The 21,174-nt window shown below is 61.5% G+C and carries 7 protein-coding genes; 6 read left to right on the forward strand and 1 reads right to left on the reverse strand.

Features of this window, described 5'->3' with window-relative positions; all coding sequences use genetic code 11:
* Nucleotides 1–169 precede the first annotated feature (169 nt).
* Nucleotides 170–2,593 carry a beta-L-arabinofuranosidase domain-containing protein gene (locus tag ACUIAF_RS04205; protein WP_445339115.1) on the forward strand — a complete coding sequence of 808 codons (2,424 nt, stop codon included), beginning with the start codon at nucleotides 170–172 and terminating at the stop codon, nucleotides 2,591–2,593.
* A 5-nt stretch (nucleotides 2,594–2,598) separates the two neighbouring features.
* Here ACUIAF_RS04205 and ACUIAF_RS04210 read toward each other — a convergent pair whose 3' ends face one another.
* Nucleotides 2,599–3,627 (reverse strand): LacI family DNA-binding transcriptional regulator, encoded by a 1,029-nt coding sequence (locus tag ACUIAF_RS04210; protein WP_445339116.1) that lies wholly within the window; start codon nucleotides 3,625–3,627, stop codon nucleotides 2,599–2,601.
* Between the two features lie 418 nt (nucleotides 3,628–4,045).
* Between ACUIAF_RS04210 and ACUIAF_RS04215 the strand changes: the two genes are divergently transcribed.
* The 5 genes from ACUIAF_RS04215 (at nucleotide 4,046) to ACUIAF_RS04235 (ending at nucleotide 20,755) form a co-directional block, all read left to right on the forward strand.
* Nucleotides 4,046–5,002 carry an InlB B-repeat-containing protein gene (locus ACUIAF_RS04215; protein WP_445339117.1) on the forward strand — a complete coding sequence of 319 codons (957 nt, stop codon included), beginning with the start codon at nucleotides 4,046–4,048 and terminating at the stop codon, nucleotides 5,000–5,002.
* A complete protein-coding gene (locus ACUIAF_RS04220; RefSeq protein ID WP_445339118.1) occupies nucleotides 4,953–7,787 on the forward strand; it encodes an RCC1 domain-containing protein in 2,835 nt (944 codons plus the stop codon). The genes ACUIAF_RS04215 and ACUIAF_RS04220 overlap by 50 nt, the downstream gene beginning before the upstream one ends.
* 697 nt (nucleotides 7,788–8,484) lie before the next feature.
* Nucleotides 8,485–12,087 (forward strand): RCC1 domain-containing protein, encoded by a 3,603-nt coding sequence (locus ACUIAF_RS04225; protein WP_445339119.1) that lies wholly within the window; start codon nucleotides 8,485–8,487, stop codon nucleotides 12,085–12,087.
* A 995-nt stretch (nucleotides 12,088–13,082) separates the two neighbouring features.
* Entirely contained in the window at nucleotides 13,083–16,610 is a 3,528-nt protein-coding gene (locus ACUIAF_RS04230) for an RCC1 domain-containing protein (RefSeq protein ID WP_445339120.1), read from the forward strand.
* Between the two features lie 578 nt (nucleotides 16,611–17,188).
* Nucleotides 17,189–20,755 (forward strand): RCC1 domain-containing protein, encoded by a 3,567-nt coding sequence (locus ACUIAF_RS04235; protein WP_445339121.1) that lies wholly within the window; start codon nucleotides 17,189–17,191, stop codon nucleotides 20,753–20,755.
* Nucleotides 20,756–21,174: the final 419 nt, after the last annotated feature.

The raw sequence follows: 21,174 nt of genomic DNA on the forward strand, positions 1-21,174 counted from the left end.
CCAACTCCCCCAACGCAACGGGGCCACCCATATTCTTCCGCCAGACAGCTTTGGCATCGCATGGCGGCATTGCCGGAATGGACAATATGTGTAGCGCTACAATTATCATCAGCAATGCCGCCGACTCCGCCATCGCAGGCCTGTCCGAACGGCACCGCAAGGAGGAGCCATGACCGACGCGCGCCATCAATCCCAGTCCATGCAGAACCGTCCCGGGTCGGATGCCCACTTCAACCCATCGCAGGTCCGTCTGACCCCCGGCAGCATCTACGCCGATGCACAGCAGGCCGGCGCGGACTATCTGCTGAGCCTGGATCCCGATCGCCTTCTGGCCCCCTACCAGCGCGAGGCAGGCCTAACCGCCACAGCGGATCCATACCCCAACTGGGAATCCATGGGTCTGGACGGCCACATCGGCGGCCACTACCTGTCCGGACTTGCGGCCTACTGGCAGAGTCTGCAAACCTGGCCCTTCCTGGAGCGCGCCACCCGCATGCTGACCGGCCTGCTCGAGTGCCAGGAGGCCTCGGGCGACGGCTTCCTGGGCGGCATGCCTCACAGCGCCGAGCTCTTCCGGAACCTGCGGGAGGGTCACGTTCAGGCCCAGTCCTTCGATCTGCTGGGCGCCTGGGTGCCCCTCTACAACCTGCACAAGCTCTTCGCCGGCCTGCTGGATTGCTGGCAGTCCTTCCAAACCAAGGCCGCCTCCGAAATGGCCCGCGTCATGGTCCTGCGCCTGGCCGACTGGTGGTGCGACCTGGCGGACAATATCGACGAACAGGATTTCCAAACCATGCTGACCTGCGAGTACGGGGGCCTGAACGAGGCCTTCGCCCGCCTCTATCAGCTGACCGGAAAGGACCGCTATCTCCACCAGGCCCGTCGCCTGACCGACCGCCCCTTCTTCGAACCGCTGGCCGCAGGCAAGGACCAGCTGACCGGCCTGCACGCCAATACGCAAATACCCAAGGTCCTGGGCTACGAGCGTCTAGCCGAGGTCACCGGAGACGAGACCTTCCGCACAGCCGTGGACACCTTCTGGCATGGGGTGGTGGACAAGCGCACGGTCTCCATCGGGGCCCACTCCATCTCCGAGCATTTCAATCCGCCGGACGACTTCTCGGCCATGGTCACCTCCCGCGAGGGCCTGGAGACCTGCAACAGCTACAACATGGCCAAGCTGGCCCTGCGCCTCTACGACCGCACCGGACAGGCCCGCTATCTGGACTTCTATGAGCGGGTCCTGGTCAACCATCTGGTCTCCACAGTGGGCATCCGCGAGCATGGCTTCGTCTACTTCACCCCCATGCGACCCCGGCACTATAGGGTCTATTCCAGCACCCAGCGCTCCTTCTGGTGCTGTGTGGGCACCGGCCTGGAAAACCACGCCCGCTACGGTGCCATGATTTTCGAGCGCCGGCCCGGAAAGAAATCCAGCCAGGAATCCGAGTCCCTGGCGGTCAACCTCTTCATCCCCGCCAGCCTGGACTGGTTCCAGCGCGGACTACAGGTCAGCCTGGCCTACGCTCCCGGCCCTGGAGCCACCAACCTGGGCCGTCTGGATCTGGAGGCCAGCGACAAGAGTCAGCAGACCTTGGACCTCAACATACGCCATCCCTGGTGGCTGAAGGGCGCCGAGTACCGGATCGCGCAAGGCCAGGCGGACATGACCGTCGAGCCAGCGACGTCCGGTTCGGATGGCAGCCCCCGCTTCGACCACCTGCATCTGACCTGGACCGGCCAAGTGAGCCTGGAGCTGAGCCACCAGGTTCGGGTGACCGCCGAGCCCCTGCCGGACGGTTCGGACTGGGTCAGCCTGCTGCGCGGTGTCAAGGTCATGGCCGCCCGCAGCGACGATACCGACCTGATTGGCCTGAAGGCTGACGACTCCCGTGCCGGGCACATCGCCTCCGGCCCCCTGCGTCCGCTGGGCGATCTGCCCGTGCTCCAGGGAGCGCCCCAGGACTTCCTGCTGCCCCACCCCCAGGATGATGGCGCCATAGAGGTGGCCGTCTCCAGACCCAAGACCGGAAAACAAGGGTGGACCGATTCACGCCTGCTGCTGGTCCCCTTCACCTCCATCGAGGCCTCCCGATATTCGGTCTACCTGCCCTGGGCGCAGGATGGCGATACGGACCGCGTTCACCGGGCCCTGGAAGAGACCGATGCACAGGAGCAGGCCCACGAGCTGCAGGTCTGCGACCGGGTGGACTGCGGGTCCCAGCAGTCCGAAATCGACCACGAGTATCAGGGCAGGAATGACCGGCAGGAGCTGATTGAGGGAATCAACACCCGTCACGCCCTGGCTGGGGGCTGCTTCTCATACCGTCTGCGAGATGCCACCGGCGGAGCGACAATGCTGGAGGTGACCATGCGGGACCAGGACAGCGCCGCACCCTACTCCTTACGGACGGAAGGCCTGGAATTGGGCGAGCCCGTAAGAAGCCAGGAAAACGGCAGAATACTGGACCACTACCCCCTGACCGGTCGTGGATTGGACGCCCTGCCCGACCGGGCCGTCAGGGTACAGGTCCAAGCCGGAGACGAAGGTCCCACCCCTGACCTGCTGACACTGGCGCTGATTCGCGGTTGACGAGTTCAAGACTGGGCTGTGCTACCAGCCTCCACCAGCGTGAAGGGAAGGTGCACCTGCTCAGGCTGATGTCTGCCGGGTGGATCCTTCATCCGAGCCATGAGCAGTCGCAGGCACTCGGCCGCCACCCGGTCCGTATCTACGCGGATGGTCGATAGTGAGGGTGTGAGGAAGCGGGACACTTCCAGCCCATCGAAACCAATCAGGGCCACCTGCTCGGGTACTCGCACCCCATGTTCCCCCAGCGCGTGCAGAGCCCCGATGGCCACCACATCCGTCAGGGCGAAGACCCCGTCAAAATTCCTGCGACGAGCCAGCAGTACGGCCATGGATTGATCCGCGCTGCCCTGTTCCCAGTCGCAGTCGACCACATCTTCAGGTCCTAGGCGAATTCCATGGACTTGTGCTGCCTGCATGGCCCCCAAGAGCCGCTGGTCTTGCCCTAGGCTGGACTGAGCCAGTTGGTCTGGGGCTTTGTAGGAAGCTCCAAGAACCAGAATCCGCCGGTAACCATGGTCTATCAGATGCTCCACTGCCGCCTGGGCACCCTTGCGGTTAGGACTGCGCACGGTGTCCACGGACCGGTCCAGTTGAGGACCGTCGAAAACCACCAAGGGATAGCGCCGATTGAGCGCGGCAATAGAGTCAGCAGACAGGGCCGGCGCAGACAGGATGGTCCCTTCGCAGAATTGTGTGGCGATGTCTGCCACCATGGATGACTCGTAGCCGGCCATCTGCCTGGTCTGCTGGATCAGTGTCTGATACCCCATGCTGACGGCCTGATCTGATACCGCCGCCGCCAAGGCCGCCGAGAAGGGCGAACGATCCAGTTCCACAGTGGAGAAGCCGATGATTCCGGACCTGCCCGAGCTGAGCCGCCGGGCCGCCAGATTGGGCCGGTACTCCAGACGTTTCGCTGCCTCCAACACTCGACGCGCCGTGGCGGGCTTGACCGAGGATTTGCCCCGTAGGGCATTGGATGCCGTCATCCTCGACACCCCGGCCTCGCCGGCCACATCATCCAAAGTCGTCACTATAGCCGTCGCTTCCCTCGCGCCTGATTCGTCAGCCCATTCTATCGCCGGGCAGAAGATGGCTTCAGGGGAGGGAAATACGGGTTGCGGTACGATATTTGCTCGCTTTGTCTTCAGTGAGGCAGTAAACAGGAGCACTGTGCTGGCACGGAGCCCGAAGCAGGCTTGACCTATATGGATCCGATATCACAAACGGCGTCGTGTGTTCTTGTTTTTTCAGGTAGCATGATGAATGTAGTGGTGTTGGGGAGTTGGCTGGGTTTCGATATGGCTTGTACGGCTGGCGCTGGGGCGGCTTGAGGACTGGGGAACTGGACGGCTTCCTGACGGATGGAACGTTGTAAGCAGGGATTCATCGGCACCTTCCTGGGGATGTTCGAAGCGGCTGTGTCCGGTGTGGGCGAAAGGTTGTCGGCTTATGCATCAGGGTACCCGTCTGCGTCGCGCCTCGGCGACGACGATCCTCCTGCTGGGCCTGCTGGCAGGCCTGGGCGCCGCGACCGCCGACGCGGACGCTCCCCCATCCATCAAGGGGGGCCGCCAGACCCCCCACACAGCTGGACAAACCCCCGGCATCCCCACCGGCAGCGCAGCCAGCACCCCACTGCCCTCGCCCTCGCCCTCGCCAATACAAACCACCACACCATTAAGCCCAAGAACAAGCCCAGGAACCCCATCATCGACGACGGGAACACCCGACAACACAGGATCTGCTTCAGCCAAGCCATCCGATACCGCTGATCAAACTTCGCATGTGGTGCGCTTCGACCCGGATAACGCGAGCACGCCTACCCAATCAACTGTGGAAACCGGCACCCTCGCATCCCCTCCACGGCAGAACCCTGTGCGTGGGGGCTTCCGGTTCGACGGGTGGACATACAACGGCCAGCCCTATGACTTCCGGACCCCCATCCTGCAGGACACGACCCTGAAAGCCCAATGGGCCAAGGCCACGGACTGGACGCTGAGCCCGGACCACGGGCCCGCCACCGGCACCCGGCTGACCATCAAGCCACCCAGCCCGCAGGAGCCCTGCTATGTCAACGTCCAAGCCGCAGGAGAGCAGATCCTCGGCCTGACCGGGGACGGCCGCATCCACACCTGGACACAGGACCACACACCCAAGCAGGTGCCCGCCCCCGCCCAGGCCGCCGCCGGGTTCCGTTACCTGCAAGGCCGCAGCAGGCAGCCGCCGGCAGGCCGCACTCGGATCCGACCAGCGGATCTACACCTGGGACAGCAGACAAGCGGCACCCACGCTCCTCGACACCGGCAAGAACACCCGGTTCACCAGCATCAGCATCAACGACGACCGGCTCCTGGCCGTGGACCGGCAGGGACAAATCCACGCCTACCAGGCCAGCGATGCCGATAGCCGGAATCCGAAACCGAAACCCGCCGAACAGGAAACAACCAGCCTGCCCGGACAGGCGCAAGCCGTCCTTGCCGTCGCCTCCGCCAGCCGGACCCTCATCGTGGACGCGAACGGGCAAGCCTGGACCTGGGACACAAGCAACACACGCAACATCAAGCCCGAACGCATCAGGCAGGACCCGGGCATGCGCACCGTCCAGGCGCAGGCCCTCAACCAGGGGTTCCTCCTCCTGGACGAGGACGGGCAGGCCTATCACCTGGCCTATGGCAAGAGCAGCCCCACAGCCGTCAGTCTGCCCAACAGCGAGCAGATCGGCAGAATCAACAGCGGCGAAGAACAGACCATGATCGTTGACAAAGACGGCCACATCTGGGCTTGGAAGCCGGGAAGCAAGCCCATCCGGGCGGACGATGGGAGCAGGCAGTACATGCAGGCCGCAAGCACCGGCAGCAGGGTCACCGCCGTCGACCGGCAGGGTGGAATATATAGGCAGGGCCAGCCCGGCAAGCCCGTCAGGCCCGACACCATCTCCGAGTCAACCCTGGAAACAGCCAGCATGGACGGCCAGCCGCTCACGCTTGCCAGGAACAACGGCTCATGGCAGACGGACATGCCCGCCCGCAAGCCCGGACCAGCCATCATCACCATCACCGGCAAAGAAGACAACCGGCCCTTCACCAGAAGCCTTACGTACACGGTCGACCAGCCGCTGACGCGGGACGTCGAACCACGATCCACATTTACGGTCCGATTCGACACGGGCGGAGGAGACCCCGGACCAGCAGACCAGCATTTCCCCGCCCCGTACGGCAGGGTGAAGCGGCCCTCCCCCGATCCGGCGCGCGAATGCTTCCTGTTCGACGGGTGGTTCATCAGGCAGGCCGCCTACGATTTCAGCAGGCCCGTCACCGACAACCTCACCCTCACCGCCAAATGGACCAGCAAAAACCCCAACACCTCCTGGAGAATCAACCCAGACCGGGGCAGCCAGCTGGGCAACGAGGCCACCACCATCACCCCGCCGGACAGCACCAGCGGCATCAAATTCAACCAGATCAGCGGAGGAAAAGACTATACCTATGGTTTTTCCTTGGCGGTGGGCAGCGACGGGAACGCCTACGCCTGGGGAAGCAACCAGTACGGGCAGCTCGGCGACGGGACGACCGCCGACCGGGCTACGCCGGTCATGGTGAAAAAGCCTGCAGGCGTGCCGACCGACTTCACTTATGTACAGGTCGCTGCAGGCGGCTACCACTCGCTGGCCATCGGCAGCGACGGATACACGTACGCCTGGGGATTAAACTGGGCTGGCCAGCTCGGCAATAACACCAGCGGTGGCTATATGACTGTTCCTGTGCGGGTGTGCGATCCCAACAGCCCCTACGATGCGAGCAAAGGACTGAAAGCCATGCAGGTCAGCGCCGGACACGATTATTCTCTGGCTATTGGTAGTAATGGATACCAATATGGTTGGGGATGGAACGGTCTAGGCCAGCTCGGCAGCATCATCAACACCAACACAAGCAACCCGAATCCTATCCCCATGCAGGTGCTGCTCGATCCCAATGATGCAAGCACAGGACTGAAAACCATGCAAATCAGCGCCGGAGACTCGCATTCGCTGGCGATTGATCAGGATGGAAGCGTCTGGGCATGGGGGTTCAACTATCATGGCGAAATCGGCAACAGCATCAACAACAGCATGGAAAACAAGGCGAATCCTATTCCCATGCAGGTGCTGCTCGATCCCAATGATGCAAGCACAGGACTGAAGGCCAAACAAGTGAGTGCGGGGGGCAATCATTCGCTGGCGATTGACGAGAACACAAATATCTGGGCATGGGGGTTCAACCATAACGGTGAACTCGGCAACAGCATCAACAAGGGCACCATCGACCCGAATCCTATCCCCAGACAGGTGCTGCTTAATCCCAATGATGCAAGCACAGGGCTGAAAGCCAAACAAGTCATCGGCGGAGGCAATCATTCACTGGCGATTGACGAGAACGGAAACATCTGGACATGGGGAAGCAACGAATATGGTCAGCTCGGCAACGGCAGCATCGGCAGTTGGACTTCGAATCCTACCCCCAAACAGATGATGCTCGAACCCAATAATGCAAGCACAGGACTGAAAGCCATGCAGATTAGCAGTGGATACTATCACTCCTTTGCAGTCGACGCGAACGGACGTGCACTGGCATGGAGTAGAAACAATACTGGCCAGCTTGGAAATCCTGAGGCAGGAAATCCGAGCCCAACCCCGGTGCCGGTGGTGTTCAACCTGTCTCCGGTAATCAACGGCGTTACCTTCGATACCAGCCCCGCCACGGATCTGACCCCTGTCAGCAACAGCAACAGCGTCACTGTGCTCACGCCCGAACACCTGCCTGGCCCGGTCACGGTCAGCGTCGCCTACACGATGGGCGGTGCAGGACGCACCCTGACCGACACCTCCCTGACTTACACATACCTGCCTGCAGGAGTGCTTCCCCGCGCCGGAGGGGAGGGCATCCTGCTCGCCCTGGCCACCGGCATGACCGGCATGGGAGGGGTCCTGGCATCACGCCAACACCGGCGGGAAACACACCAACTGTCACATGCTTCGCACGAGCAAGACAGACCGGGTGGCGGATCAATCTTCCCGCCCCGGCTTACAGGGGGCGCACGGAGGCAAGTGTCACTGAAGGCTCAATCCCCCAGTGAGCCGACACCCCCTTGCGCCCCCACCACACATATGTTTACTTCTTCCAGACCGGCATCGGCATCATGTACACGGCCATAAAACAGGCTGGTTCGGGATTGCCAAATCAGACTCGATTCTGAGCGTCTCCCGACTCCCATCTGCTGACGTACAACCGGCAGACCCCTACAATCTGCGGGCCAGATTAGCTCATGTCCAGCCACAGGACAGCAAATCCAGGACGCCTATTTCCACATATCAGACTACGGTTTCTTCACCTGCACCATCCTTGACGACTCGAGATACCGACCACCAGTCAAACCAAGTCAGGCCTGACCACACGGCATTCCGCGCCTTGACCGCCCGTATCAGACCCGCCAAAATCCAACGATAACCCAGCAGGACTGCCATAACCTACCCCGCGCCGGTCTGGCCAGCACTCGCCTGGTCGGCGCTTGCGCCATCCCTGCACCCTAGGAACACTGATTAACGAAGCAATACTTATATGTATATGCTGTTTACCTTTGTCGGTCAGGCGATTAGCTATATCCTATGAATACGGTTAGGCATAGTGACCAATCGAGCCTTGGTTAACAGTTCGATACATTTCTCATGAATTGCTCCGCGCGTGTTTCTTTTTCCAGTAGCATAATAAGTGCAATGTTGTTGGGGAGTTGATTGGTTTTCAATGTGGTCTGAATGGCTCCCTGACGGATAAGGCGTTGTAAGCAGGGGTCATCGGCACGTTTGGGGATGTCGGAAACGGTCGTGTCCGGTGTTGACGAGGGGGTTTCGGCTTATGCATCTGGTTACCCGTCTACGTCGCGCGTCAGCGACAATGATCCTCCTGCTGGGCCTGCTGGCAGGCCTGGGCATTACATCCGCCAACGCGAACGACACCGCGTCCGCCGGCCCTGCGGACGCTTCTGTGCCCATCAAGGTGGAGGGAGGTAGTCAGACCCCCCGCAAAGCTGAGCAAACCCCCGCCATTACCCCCGGCAGTGCAACCAGCACCCCCCTGCCTTCCTCCTCGCCACTGGAAACCACATCACCACTGACCCCCACGACATCGAGCCCAGCCACCTCGTCATCGCCGACGAACGATACAGACAGCGCAGACCCCACTTCAAACGAGCCATCCGATACCAGTGAGCAAGCTACACACGCGGTGCGCTTCGACCAAACCGACGGCAGCAAGCCTACACAATCAACTGTGAAAACCGGAACTCTGGCTGTCCCTCCGGAACATAATCCTGTACGTGCAGGCTTCCTATTCGACGGATGGACCCACGACGGCCAGCCTTTCGACTTCCAGACCCCTATCCTCCAGGACACGACCCTGAAAGCCAAGTGGACACAAATAACAGATTGGACGCTGAGCCCGGACCACGGGCCCGCCACCGGAGCACAGCTGACCATCAGCCCGCCAGACAGGCAGGAGCCTCAGTTCGTCAGCATCCAAACTTCAGGAGACCAGATAGTCGGCCTGACCGGCGACGGACGCATCTTCACATGGACGCAGGACAGCACGCCAACACAGGTTTCCTCCCCCATCCAGGCTCCCGACAGGTTCCACTACCTGCAAGCCGCAGCCAACGACCAATGGCAGGCGGCACTCGGATCCGACCAGCACATCTACACTTGGAACAGCCAACAGGCCACGCCCACCATCCTTGACACCGGCCAAAACACCCAATTCACCAGCATCAGCATGAACGGCGACCGGCTGCTGGCCGTGGACCGGCAGGGACAGGTCCACGCTTTCCGAACCAGCCAGGCCAATAGCCAAAATCCGAACTCAAAGCCCATCGAACATGAAACAACCAGCCTGCCCGGGCAGGCGCAGGCCGTTCTTGCAGCCGCCACGGCCAGCCGGATCCTCACCCTGGACGCGGACGGGCAGGCATGGGCCTGGGACACGAACAAGGTTGGAAGAGCCAAGCCCGAGCGCATTGAGCAAGACCCGGGCTTGCGCATCGTCCAAACCCAACCCTTCAACAAAGGGGCCCTCCTCTTGGGCGCAGGCGGGCAGGCCTATTACCTGGCCGACAACACCACCAAGCTCGTAGCCACCGGCCTGCCAGAACAGCTGAAAGCCAGCCGGATAACCGGCAACGACAGCCAGGCCATCATCACAGACAAGGACGGCAAGGTCTGGGCCTGGGAGCCCGGCGAAACACCCATCCGTGCCGACAACGGGAAGCAGGCCTACACGCAGGCCGCCGCTACGGGCGGCAGAATCACCGCCGTGGACAGGCAAGGCAACGTATACCAGTGGAGCCTGGACAAGCAAGGCCGGCCCAGCAAGCCGGCGAGAATCAACACCACCCAGGCGCCCGCCCTGGAATCAGCCAGCATGGACGAACAAAAATTGACTCTCAGCAAGAAAGACGGCTCCTGGCAGACGGCGGTGCCCGAACACCAGCCTGGACCAGCCGCCATCACGATCGCCGGTAGGCAGGACGGCCAGCCCTTCACCAGAAGACTCGACTACACAGTCGCCCAGACACTATTTAGGGACTTCCGGCAGGCATCCGTCTACACAGTCGGCTTCGACTCAGATGGCGGAAGCCTGAAGCCGGACCCACAGCAGGTGTCCTACCCGCTCGGAAGGGTGCAGCGTCCCACACCCGACCCGGTGCGCGAAGGCTATCAGTTCGACGGATGGTTCAGAGACAACATCGCCTACGACTTCAGCAAGCCCGTCACCCAGAATTTCACCCTCACCGCCCACTGGACCGTCAAAGACCCAAACAACGTTTGGAGGATCAACCCCAACAAGGGCAGCCAGCTGGGCAGGCAGCAGACCACCATCACCCCGCCCGCCAACAGCCAGGACATCAGGTTCAACCAGATCAGCAGCTCAAAAAGCGACGGAGTGGCGACTTCATTCTCTTCGACGGTCGGCAGCGACGGGAACGCCTACGCCTGGGGTTACAACAGTTCCGGCCAGATTGGCGACGGGACGAGATCACAGCGGAATTCACCGACACCAGTGAAGAAGCCCGATCGCACAACATATCCGGACCGGCCGGCGGATTTCACCTACGTGCAGGTCACCGTCGGAGGCAAGCATTCGCTGGCCATAGGCAGCGACGGATACGTGTACGCCTGGGGAGACAACGACTACGGTCAGCTCGGCAACCGCACCACCGGCGGATATTCGGCCGTCCCCGTGCGCGTATTCAATCCCGCCACACGTTCCAACGTGAACACGGGGCTGAAGGCCATACAGGTCAGCGCCGGAAACGGGGTTTCGCTGGCCATCGACACGGACGGGAACACCTGGGCATGGGGACGCAACGACTATGGCCAGCTCGGCAACGGCACCACCAGCAATTCCAGCCTTCCCGTACGCACACAATACCCCGCGAGCGCGGGCACGGTGCAGGCCGTACAGCTGAGTACCGGGTATTATCACACCGTGGCCATCGACACGAATGGGAACACCTGGGCATGGGGACGCAACATCGAAGGCCAGCTCGGCAACGGCACCGGAAGCTATTCGAGTGTTCCCGTACGCGTGCAATACCCCGCGAGCGCGGGCACAGTGACAGCCGTACAGGTCAGCGCCGGCGGCTATCATTCGGTGGCGATCGACACAAAAGGAAACACTTGGGGATGGGGAGGAGACTGGTTTGGACAGCTCGGCAACGGCACCAACGTTAACAGCGTGACCGTACCCGTACGCGTGCAATACCCCACGAGTGCGGGCACGGTGACAGCCATACAGGTCAGCACGGGAACCTGGCATTCGCTGGCGATCGACACGAACGGGAACACCTGGGCATGGGGACGCAACTACAATAGCCAGCTCGGCGACAACACCACGAGCGATCGGTATACCCCGGTGAAAGTGCTTGCTTCTGCACAGTCCACGAGCTCGGCCGGCCCCTGGCTAAATGTCGTGCAGGTCAGCGCCGGACGCTTACATTCCCTGGCCGTCGACAAGGAAGGGCACGCCAGGGCATGGGGACAAAACTCCTCCGGCGAGCTCGGCAACACCGACATCCCCACAGGAGACTCCCCCAGTGCCAGACGCATGGCCCCTGTGTCGGTGATGTTCCCCCTGCAGCCGGTGATCACAGCCGCCAGGTTCGACACCAGCCCCGCCACCAACCTGACCCATGTCATCAACAGCAACAGCGTCACCGTGCTGACACCTGCGCACCTACCTGGCCCGGTCAGGGTCAGCGTCGACTACACGATAGGCGGAGTAGGGAACACCCTGACCGACACATCCCTCACCTACACGTACACGCCTGCCGGCGTGCTCCCCCAGGCCGGAGAGGAGGGCATCCTGCTCGCTCTGGCCACCAGCATGACCGGCATGGGCGGTGTCCTGGCTTCACGCCGCCATAGGAGAGAAACACACCAACTGTTGCACACTTCGCACCAGTAAGACCGGCCGGACGGCGTATCAATCCCCACGCCCCCGGCCCAACTAGGCGGGAGCAGGGTGGAAAAGTGCCATCTAAGGCTCAACCCCCAGGGAGCCGACACCCCTCCCGCGCCCCCACCATCCATATACTTGCTTCTGCAAAACCGGCATAGGCATGATACGAGCAGCCACGCAGCGGGCCAGTTCGAGACAGCCAAATGAGCCTGGGCTCCGACCGTCTCCCGGCTCCCGCCGGCTCGAGAACGTGCTGATGTCAACTGGCGGACCCACAAACAGTTCGGGTCGGATTAACCCATGCCCAGCCACAGGACAGCTAAACCTAGGCCACATATTTCTTTACAAGAGACATCGAATGCTTCGCCCCCCCCCCATCCTTGGCGACTAGAGCACACCGGCCACCAGTTGCGCATGCCTGGCCCGGCCCTGCGGCAGTCCGCGCCTCGACAACTTGTAGCTGACACATCGAATCCTACGGTAACCCAGCAGGACTGATCCAGTCGGAAACTGTCAAAGACCTTGAGTGGATAGCATCGATAAACTGCCACGCAAGGCCTTGGATGCCGCCATCCGCGGCTCCCCGACCTCACACCGGCAATCTCCGTCCAGAGCCGTCACCACCCCGCCGCTTCCCCCGCAACTGACCTGCCGAACCAATCCACTCCTGGACAGACAGAGAGCTTGGGAATCGGAGCACCAGGTAACGAAGCGATACCCACCTGCTGTCTCTTTTGCAAAAGAGGCGATTAACCAGGGATACGCTCAGGCATGGGGATCAAACAAGTCCTGGACTATATTTCGAAGCAATTATTGTGAGTTACACCATGTGCGGTGCTTTTTCGGGTAGCATGACAATGTTGTAGGGCAATTGGTTGGGTTTCAATGTGGCTTGAGGGGTCACTTCCTGACGGATAGGACACTATAAGCAGGGGTCATCGGCACACTCTCGGGGTTGTTGGATGTAGACGTGTCCGATGTGGGCGAAAGGTTTTCGGCTTATGCATCTGGGTGCCGGTCTACGGCGTATCTCGACGATGATGATCGTCCTGCTCAGCTTGCATGCGGGCCCTGCAGCGGCATCCACCGACGCGGACGGTGACGCACCCCCCACTCTCCCCAGCAGCGCCACCAGCACTCAAGTTCCCTCGTCATCGTCCCTGAAAACCGCATCACTGCTAACCCCTGCAACAACTTCAGATGCCCCATCAACGTCGACGAGCATTCCGGACAGCACAGAATCGGCTACTTCAGCCAAGCCATCCGATAAGACGGACAGTCAAGCCATGCATACTGTGCGCTTCGACCCGGCCGATGGAAGCACACCCACCCAGGCGACCGTGAAAACCGGGACTCTCGCCGCTCCCCCGCAAGAGAACCCTCAGCGCCCCGGCTTCCGGTTCGACGGATGGACACTTGACGGCCAGCCCTTCGACTTCCAAACTCCCATCCTCCAGGACACGACACTGGCCGCAAAATGGACCAAACCCACGGACTGGACGTTGAGCCCGGACCACGGACCCGCCACCGGCGCCCGCTTGGCCATCAACCCGCCCGACAGGCAGGAACCCTACTACATCAGACTCCAAACTGCAGGCGAGCAGACTGTCGGACTGACCGGTGACGGCCGCATCTACACATGGACGCAAAACAACATACCTGAACAGGTACCTTTTCCCATCCAAGCCGACGACGGGTTCCATTACCTGCAGGCCGCAGCCGGCAGCCTATCGCAGGCAGCGTTGGGATCCGACCAGCACATCTACACCTGGACCAACCAACAGCCCAAGCCCGTGATTCTCCACCCCAGCACGAACATCCAGTTCACCAGCATCAGCATGAACGGCGGCCGGCTCATCGCGGTGGACCAACAGGGCCGCGTCCACGCTTTCCAAGATGACCAAGACGAGAGCCGGAATCCGACTCCAAAACTCGCCGAACAGGCTACAACCAGCCTGCCCGAACAGGCGCAAGCCGTCCTCGCCGTCGCATCTGGCAGCCGAACTCTGGCACTGGACTCCGACAGACAAGGCTGGATATGGGATACGACCAACAATGAAGAAACCAAACCCATAAGCATCAAACAAGACCCCGGAATCCGCATCATCCAGGCCCAAGCCCTCAGCAAAGGGTTCCTCCTCCTGGACGCGGACGGGCAGGCCTATTACCAGGCCGGCAACACGGCCAGCATGACCCCAGTCAGTCTGCCGGACGGCGTGCAGACCAGCAGGATCGCCGCAAACGGGGATCAGACCATGATTACCGGCAAGGACGGCCACGTCTGGGCCTGGAAGCCCGGCAAGACGCCCACCCGCGCAGACAACGGAAAGCAGCGTTACATGCAAGCGGTCCGCATCGGTAGCAGAATCACCGCCGTGAACAGGCAGGGCAGCCTATACCAGTGGAACCTGGACGATCAGGGCCAGCTAAGCAAACCAGACAGATTCAACACCACACAGGCGCCCACCCTGGAATCAGCCAGTATGGACGGCCAGCCGCTTACACTCACCAAGAACAACAACTCCTGGCAGGCGGACACACCCGCCCGCCAGCCAGGGCAGACCACTATTCTCATCGTTGGCAGGCAGGACAGCCAGCCCTTCACCAGAAGCCTCAACTACACGGTCGACCAGACCCTGACCAGAGACGGCCAACTGGACTCCACATACACGGTCCATTTCAACACGGGCGAAGGAGGCCCGACCCCCCAGGACCAGAGCATCCAGCCAGTCTACGGCAGGATCCATCGGCCTACCCCCGACCCGACGCGCGCAGGCTACCAGTTTGACGGATGGTTTATCGGGCAGGTCGCCTACGACTTCAGCAGTGCTGTCAGCAAGGACCTGACCCTGACCGCCCACTGGACACCCACCAAACAGAACAACCAGTGGAGCATCAGCCCCGACAAGGGCAGCCAGCTGGGCAAGGAAACCACCACCATCACCCCGCCAACCAACACCAGCCGGGGCATCAGGTTCAGCCAGGCCAGTGGCGGAGGATACCTCTTCGCTGATCAGACGGGGTATTCGCTTGCTGTGGGCAGCGACGGGAACGCCTACGCCTGGGGCAACAACAAGTTCGGCCAGCTCGGCATCGGTACGACCGCCCGGCAGAACACACCCGTCCCGGTGCCGAAGCCTGCAGACGCACCCACGGATTTCACCTACGTGCAGGTCGTTGCCGGAGGCTATCATTCGCTGGCCATCGGCAGCGACGGGTACGTGTACGCCTGGGGGCTCAACGACCACGGGCAGATCGGCAACAACACCACATCCAATTCGTCGCTACCTGTGCGCGTGCACGGGCCAAACAACTCCGGTGAAGGCCTGAAAGCCATCCAGGTAACCGGCGGAGCCTGGAACTCCATGGCGCTAGGCGCCGACGGCACCGTATACACCTGGGGCAGCATATCCAAAGGATACGATCGTAACGGCTCAAGCCAGCAAACCTTCCCCGCTGCAGTCAAAGACTCATCGGATGCCAGCGGCGTCTTCCACGCCGTACAGATCAGCACCGGCTGGTCCTTCGACATGGCCATCGGCCAGGACGGTTACGTGTACGTCTGGGGCTACAACACCAACGGCCAGTTCGGCAACAACACAAATAACGGGACCAGTGCCAACATCTTCAACCCGACGCCCGGCCGCGTGTTCGCCTCCAGCAAGTCCACGGCTGCAGCGGGCCCCTGGCTGAAGGCGGTGCAGGTGAGCGCTGGATACTGGTATGCGCTGGCCATTGACACGGACGGGAACACCTGGGCATGGGGACAAAATACGTATGGTTCACTCGGCAATGGCACCAGCAACGGAGAATACGATGCAAATCCTGTCCCCGTGCGTGTAAAATACCCGGTAACTGCAGGCCCTGTGACAGCCAAGCAGGTGAACGCTGGAGGTTATTATGCGCTCGCCATTGACACGGACGGGAACACCTGGGCATGGGGGCGCAACGATTTTGGCCAGCTCGGCGACAACACCACCAGCAATCGGTATACCCCGGTAAAGGTGTTTGCCTCCGCGCAGTCCACGAGCTCGGCCGGACCCTGGATGAACACCGTGCAAATAAGTGCGAGATGGCAGCATTCACTGGCGATTGGCACGAACGGATACGCCAAGGCATGGGGAGACAACCAGTACGGTCAGCTCGGCAATCCCAATGCAGGAAGCCGGAGTCTTGCTCCCGTTCTGGTAGCGTTCAACCTGCAGCCGGTGATCACCAGCGTCACCTTCGACACCAGCCCCGGCACAAATCTGATTCGCGGCGATGGCAGCAGCGCCAGCGTGACCACGCCTGCACACCTGCCGGGCACGGTTACAGTCAGCGTCAAATACACGCTGGGCGGCGCAGGAAACACCCAGACCGACACCTCCCTCAGATACACGTACCTGCCCGCAGCGCCTACAGTCGTGCTTCCCAGTACCGGCGGGGCAGGCATCCTGCTCACCCTGGTCACAGGAGTCGTGAGTATGGGCAGTGTGCTGGCCTACCATCACCACAGGAGGAAACAGCATCGGCTGTCGCAAACTTAGCATGAGTAAGACCAGCCAGGGGCGGGTCAATCTCTCGGCCCTGGCTTACCGGGGGCGCACGGAGGCAATCGTCATACAAGGCTCAATCCCAAGTGAGCCGACACGCCTCCCGCGCCCCTCCCACCACACTTAATGCTTACTTCTGCCGGATCGGCATCATGCAGGCAGCCTCGCAACAGGCCGGTCGGGACAGCCAACTTAGTCAGAATTCCGACCATCTCCCGGACCCCATGCACTGGCGGTCAATGGCAGGCACAATCTTGGAGATTGAGATACTGGCAACAGTACGATGTCTGCTCACTTTTTCATCAGTGAGGCAGTAAACAGGAGCACTGCGCCGGCACGGAGCCCGAAGCAGGCTTGACCTATATGGATCCGATATCACAAACGGCGTCGTGTGTACTAGTTTTTTCAGGTAGCATGATGAATGTAGTGGTGTTGGGGAGTTGGCTGGGTTTCGATGCGGATTAAAGAGTCGCTTCCTGACGGATGGGACGTTGCTAGGCAGGGATTCATCGGCACCTTCCTGGGGATGTTCGAAGCGGCTGTGTCCGGTGTGGGCGAAAGGTTGTCGGCTTATGCATCAGGGTACCCGTCTGCGTCGCGCCTCGGCGACGACGATCCTCCTGCTGGGCCTGCTGGCAGGCCTGGGCGCCGCGACCGCCGACGCGGACGCTCCCCCATCCATCAAGGGGGGCCGCCAGACCCCCCACACAGCTGGACAAACCCCCGGCATCCCCACCGGCAGCGCAGCCAGCACCCCACTGCCCTCGCCCTCGCCAATACAAACCACCACACCATTAGGTTCCGCAACACCGAGTCCAAGCACTCCATCATCGACGACAATCAATAAAGACGGCACAGACCTCGCTCCGGCCAAATCAGCCGAAAAGACAGATACTCAAACTTCCCTTACGGTGCGCTTCGACCCGGCCGACGGAGGCACGCCCACACGGGCGAGCGTGGAAACCGGCACCCTAGCATCCCCTCCGCAACACAACCCTGTGCGTGGGGGCTTCCGGTTCGACGGGTGGACGCTTGACGGCCAGCCCTACGACTTCCGGACCCCCGTCCTCCAGGACACGACCCTGACTGCAAAATGGACCAAGGTCACGGACTGGCGGCTGAGCCCGGAGCACGGGCCCGCCACCGGCACCCGGCTGACCATCAGCCCGCCCAGCCCGCAGGAACCCTGTTACACGAGCATCCAGGCCGCAGGCAGCCAGACTGTGGGCCTGACCGGGGACGGCCGCATCCACACCTGGACACAGGACAGCATTCCCGAACAGGTGCCCGCCCCCGCCCGGGCCGCCGCCGGGTTCCGTTACCTGCAGGCCGCGGCAGGCAGCCGCCGGCAGGCCGCACTCGGATCCGACCAGCGGATCTACACCTGGGACAGCAGACAAGCGGCACCCACGCTCCTCGACACCGGCAAGAACACCCGGTTCACCAGCATCAGCATCAACGATAATCGGCTCCTGGCCGTGGACCGTCAAGGCCGGGTCCACGCCTACCAGGCCAACGATGCCGACAGCCGGAATCCGAATCCGAAATTCACACAACAGGCCACGACCGGCCTGCCCGAACCGGCGCAGGCCGTCACCGCCGCCGCCTCCGACAGCCGGATCCTCATCGTGGATTCGGACGGGCAGGCCTGGACCCGGAACGCGAACAACACGGTAAAAGCCAAGCCCGAACCCATCAGGCAGGAACCGGGCACGCGCATCATCCAGGCCCAGGCCCTCAACCAGGGATTCCTCCTCCTGGACACTGACGGGCAGGCCTATTTCCTGGCCGACAGCACAACCAGCACCACAGTTTTAAGCCTGCCAGGACAGCTGAAAGCCAGCAAAATCACCGGCAACGACAGCCAGGCCATCATCACGGACAAGAACGGCAAGGTCTGGGCCTGGAAGCCCGGCCAGACACCCATGCGCGCCGACAACGGGAACCAGCCATACACGCAGGCCGCCGCTACGGGCGGCAGAATCACCGCCATCAGCAGACAGGGCGGCATGTTCACGTGGAGCCTGGACGGGCAGGGCCTGCCCGGCCAGCCAGCCAGACTCAGCACCACCACAACACCCATCCTTGAAACAGCCAGCATGGACGGCCAGCCACTGACACCCGACAAGACCGGCGACGCCTGGCAGACGGAGGTTCCCGCACGCCAACCCGGACAAGCCACCATTGTTATCACCGGCAAACAAGACGGCCAGCTTTTCACCAGAAGCCTCACCTACACGGTCGACCAGCCCCTGTTAAGAGACACGAGACCGGCCTCCACCCACACGGTCACCTTCGACACGGCAGGAGGGAGCCCGACACCCGGCCCCCAGCAGGTCGCCTATCCCTACGGCAGGGTCCAACGACCCTCCCCCGACCCGGTGCGCGAAGGCTACCAGTTCGACGGATGGTTCATCAACAAAGTCGCCTACGACTTCGGCAAACCCGTCACCGACAACCTCACCCTCACCGCCAAATGGACCAGCAAAACCCCCAACACCTCCTGGAGAATCAACCCCGACAAGGGTGGCCAACTCGGCCACGAAACCACCACCATCACCCCACCAGACAGCACCAGCGGCATCAGATTCAACCAGATCAGCTCCGGCGGATACGTTATGAATGATCTGATGGGGTTTTCGCTGGCTGTGGGCAGCGACGGGAACGCCTACGCCTGGGGATACAACGGCTTTGGCCAAATCGGCGACGGGACGACCACCAACCGGGCTACGCCGGTCATGGTGAAAAAGCCTGCAGGAGCGCCGACCGACTTCACTTATGTGCAGGTCGCTGCAGGCGGCTACCACTCGCTGGCCATCGGCAGCGACGGATACACGTACGCCTGGGGGAATAACGATTTCGGCCAGCTCGGCAACAACACCACAGGGAATTCGTCAGTCCCTGTGCGCGTATACAGCCCAAACGGCTCCGGTACAGGTCTAAAAGCAATCCAGGTCTCCACCGGAATGCGAAGCTCCATGGCGCTGGGTGCCGACGGAACCGTGTACACCTGGGGAAGCTTATCCGCAGGCAACGGTCAATACACAAGCCAGCAGACCGTCCCCGCCGCGGTCATGGACCCTGCTGATGCGAGCGGGGTCTTTCATGCCCTGCAGATAGGCACTCAATGGTCTTTTAATCTCGCCATCGGCCAGGACCATTACGTGTACGCCTGGGGCTACAACAACTACGGCCAGCTCGGCAACAATACGAGCGACGGGCTTAATACCAATACCGCGCACCCAACACCCAAGCGTGTATTCAGTTCCAGCCAATCCACGGCTGCTGCGGGCCCCTGGCTGAAAGCGACCAAGGTGAGCGCCGGCGGCTGGCATGCGCTGGCCATCGATGAAGACGGGAACACCTGGGCATGGGGGCGCAACATCGCTGGTCAGCTCGGCAATGGCAGCAACAGCGGCGATGACCCGAATCCTATTCCCCAAAAGGTGCGATACCCGACGGATGCGGGCACAGTGACAGCCATACAGATCAGCGGCGGAGACAGTCACACGTTGGCTATCGACACAAACGGAAACGCCTGGGCATGGGGAATCAGCAACTACAATCAGATTGGCGACAACGCCGGGTACAACCGGTATTCTCCTGTAAGGGTGTTCGCCTCCGCGCAATCCACTAGCTCAGCCGGCCCCTGGCTGAAAGCCGCGCAAGTAAGTGCCGGCTACTTTCATTCTTCGGCAATCGATACGGACGGATATGCCAGAGCATGGGGAGACAACCGATATGGCGCAATCGGCAATCCCGACGCAGGAAGCCCGAGCCCGGCTCCCATGCCGGTGATGTTCAACCTGTCTCCGGTGATCAGCGGCGTTACCTTCGATACCAGCCCCGGCACGGATCTGACCCCTGTCAGCAACAGCAACAGCGTCACTGTGCTCACGCCCGAACACCTGCCTGGCCCGGTCACGGTCAGCGTCGCCTACACGATGGGCGGTGCAGGACGCACCCTGACCGACACCTCTTTGACATACACATACCTGCCTGCAGGCGTGCTTCCCCGCGCCGGAGGGGAGGGCATCCTGCTCGCCCTGGTCACCGGCATGACCGGCATGGGAGGGGTCCTGGCATCACGCCAACACAGGAGAGAACAACACAAGTTGTCAAACATTTCTCACGAGTAAGACAAGCCGGGTGGCGGATCAATCTTCCCGCCCCGGCTTACAGGGGGCGCACGGAGGCAAGTGTCACTGAAGGCTCATCCCCCAAGGGAGCCGACACTCCTCTCGCGCCCCCACCACATTTATCATTCAATCGCCCGACAGCAATAGTGAAAACAGCTGCTTTTACCGCGCGCGGCCAGTCGGTTATCTTGCATCAGGAACAAAACCCTAGGGCCGGTCTACTCCTGGCTGGCAAGCTTGAAATAGATGGTTTTCAGTCTTAATCAGAGGCAGGTTGCTGCAGTCGGCGACCCCAAGACACTGAAGCGGTCCAAACTAGGTCTGCCTTACAGTCTTCTATCGCCGAACAAATGCTGAACTTCACAATGGAAATGAGAATCAATAGAACGATACTTATACGCCGTTTTCAGTAGTGATGC

This window comes from Bifidobacterium sp. ESL0822, assembly GCF_052606675.1.

Excerpts from the sequence above, each read along its gene's own strand:
- ACUIAF_RS04215 (WP_445339117.1), top strand. The coding sequence starts at position 4,046 with ATGCATCAGGGTACCCGTCTGCGTCGCGCCTCGGCGACGACGATCCTC.
- ACUIAF_RS04225 (WP_445339119.1), top strand. The coding sequence starts at position 8,485 with ATGCATCTGGTTACCCGTCTACGTCGCGCGTCAGCGACAATGATCCTC.
- ACUIAF_RS04230 (WP_445339120.1), top strand. The coding sequence starts at position 13,083 with ATGCATCTGGGTGCCGGTCTACGGCGTATCTCGACGATGATGATCGTC.
- ACUIAF_RS04235 (WP_445339121.1), top strand. The coding sequence starts at position 17,189 with ATGCATCAGGGTACCCGTCTGCGTCGCGCCTCGGCGACGACGATCCTC.
- ACUIAF_RS04205 (WP_445339115.1), top strand. The coding sequence starts at position 170 with ATGACCGACGCGCGCCATCAATCCCAGTCCATGCAGAACCGTCCCGGG.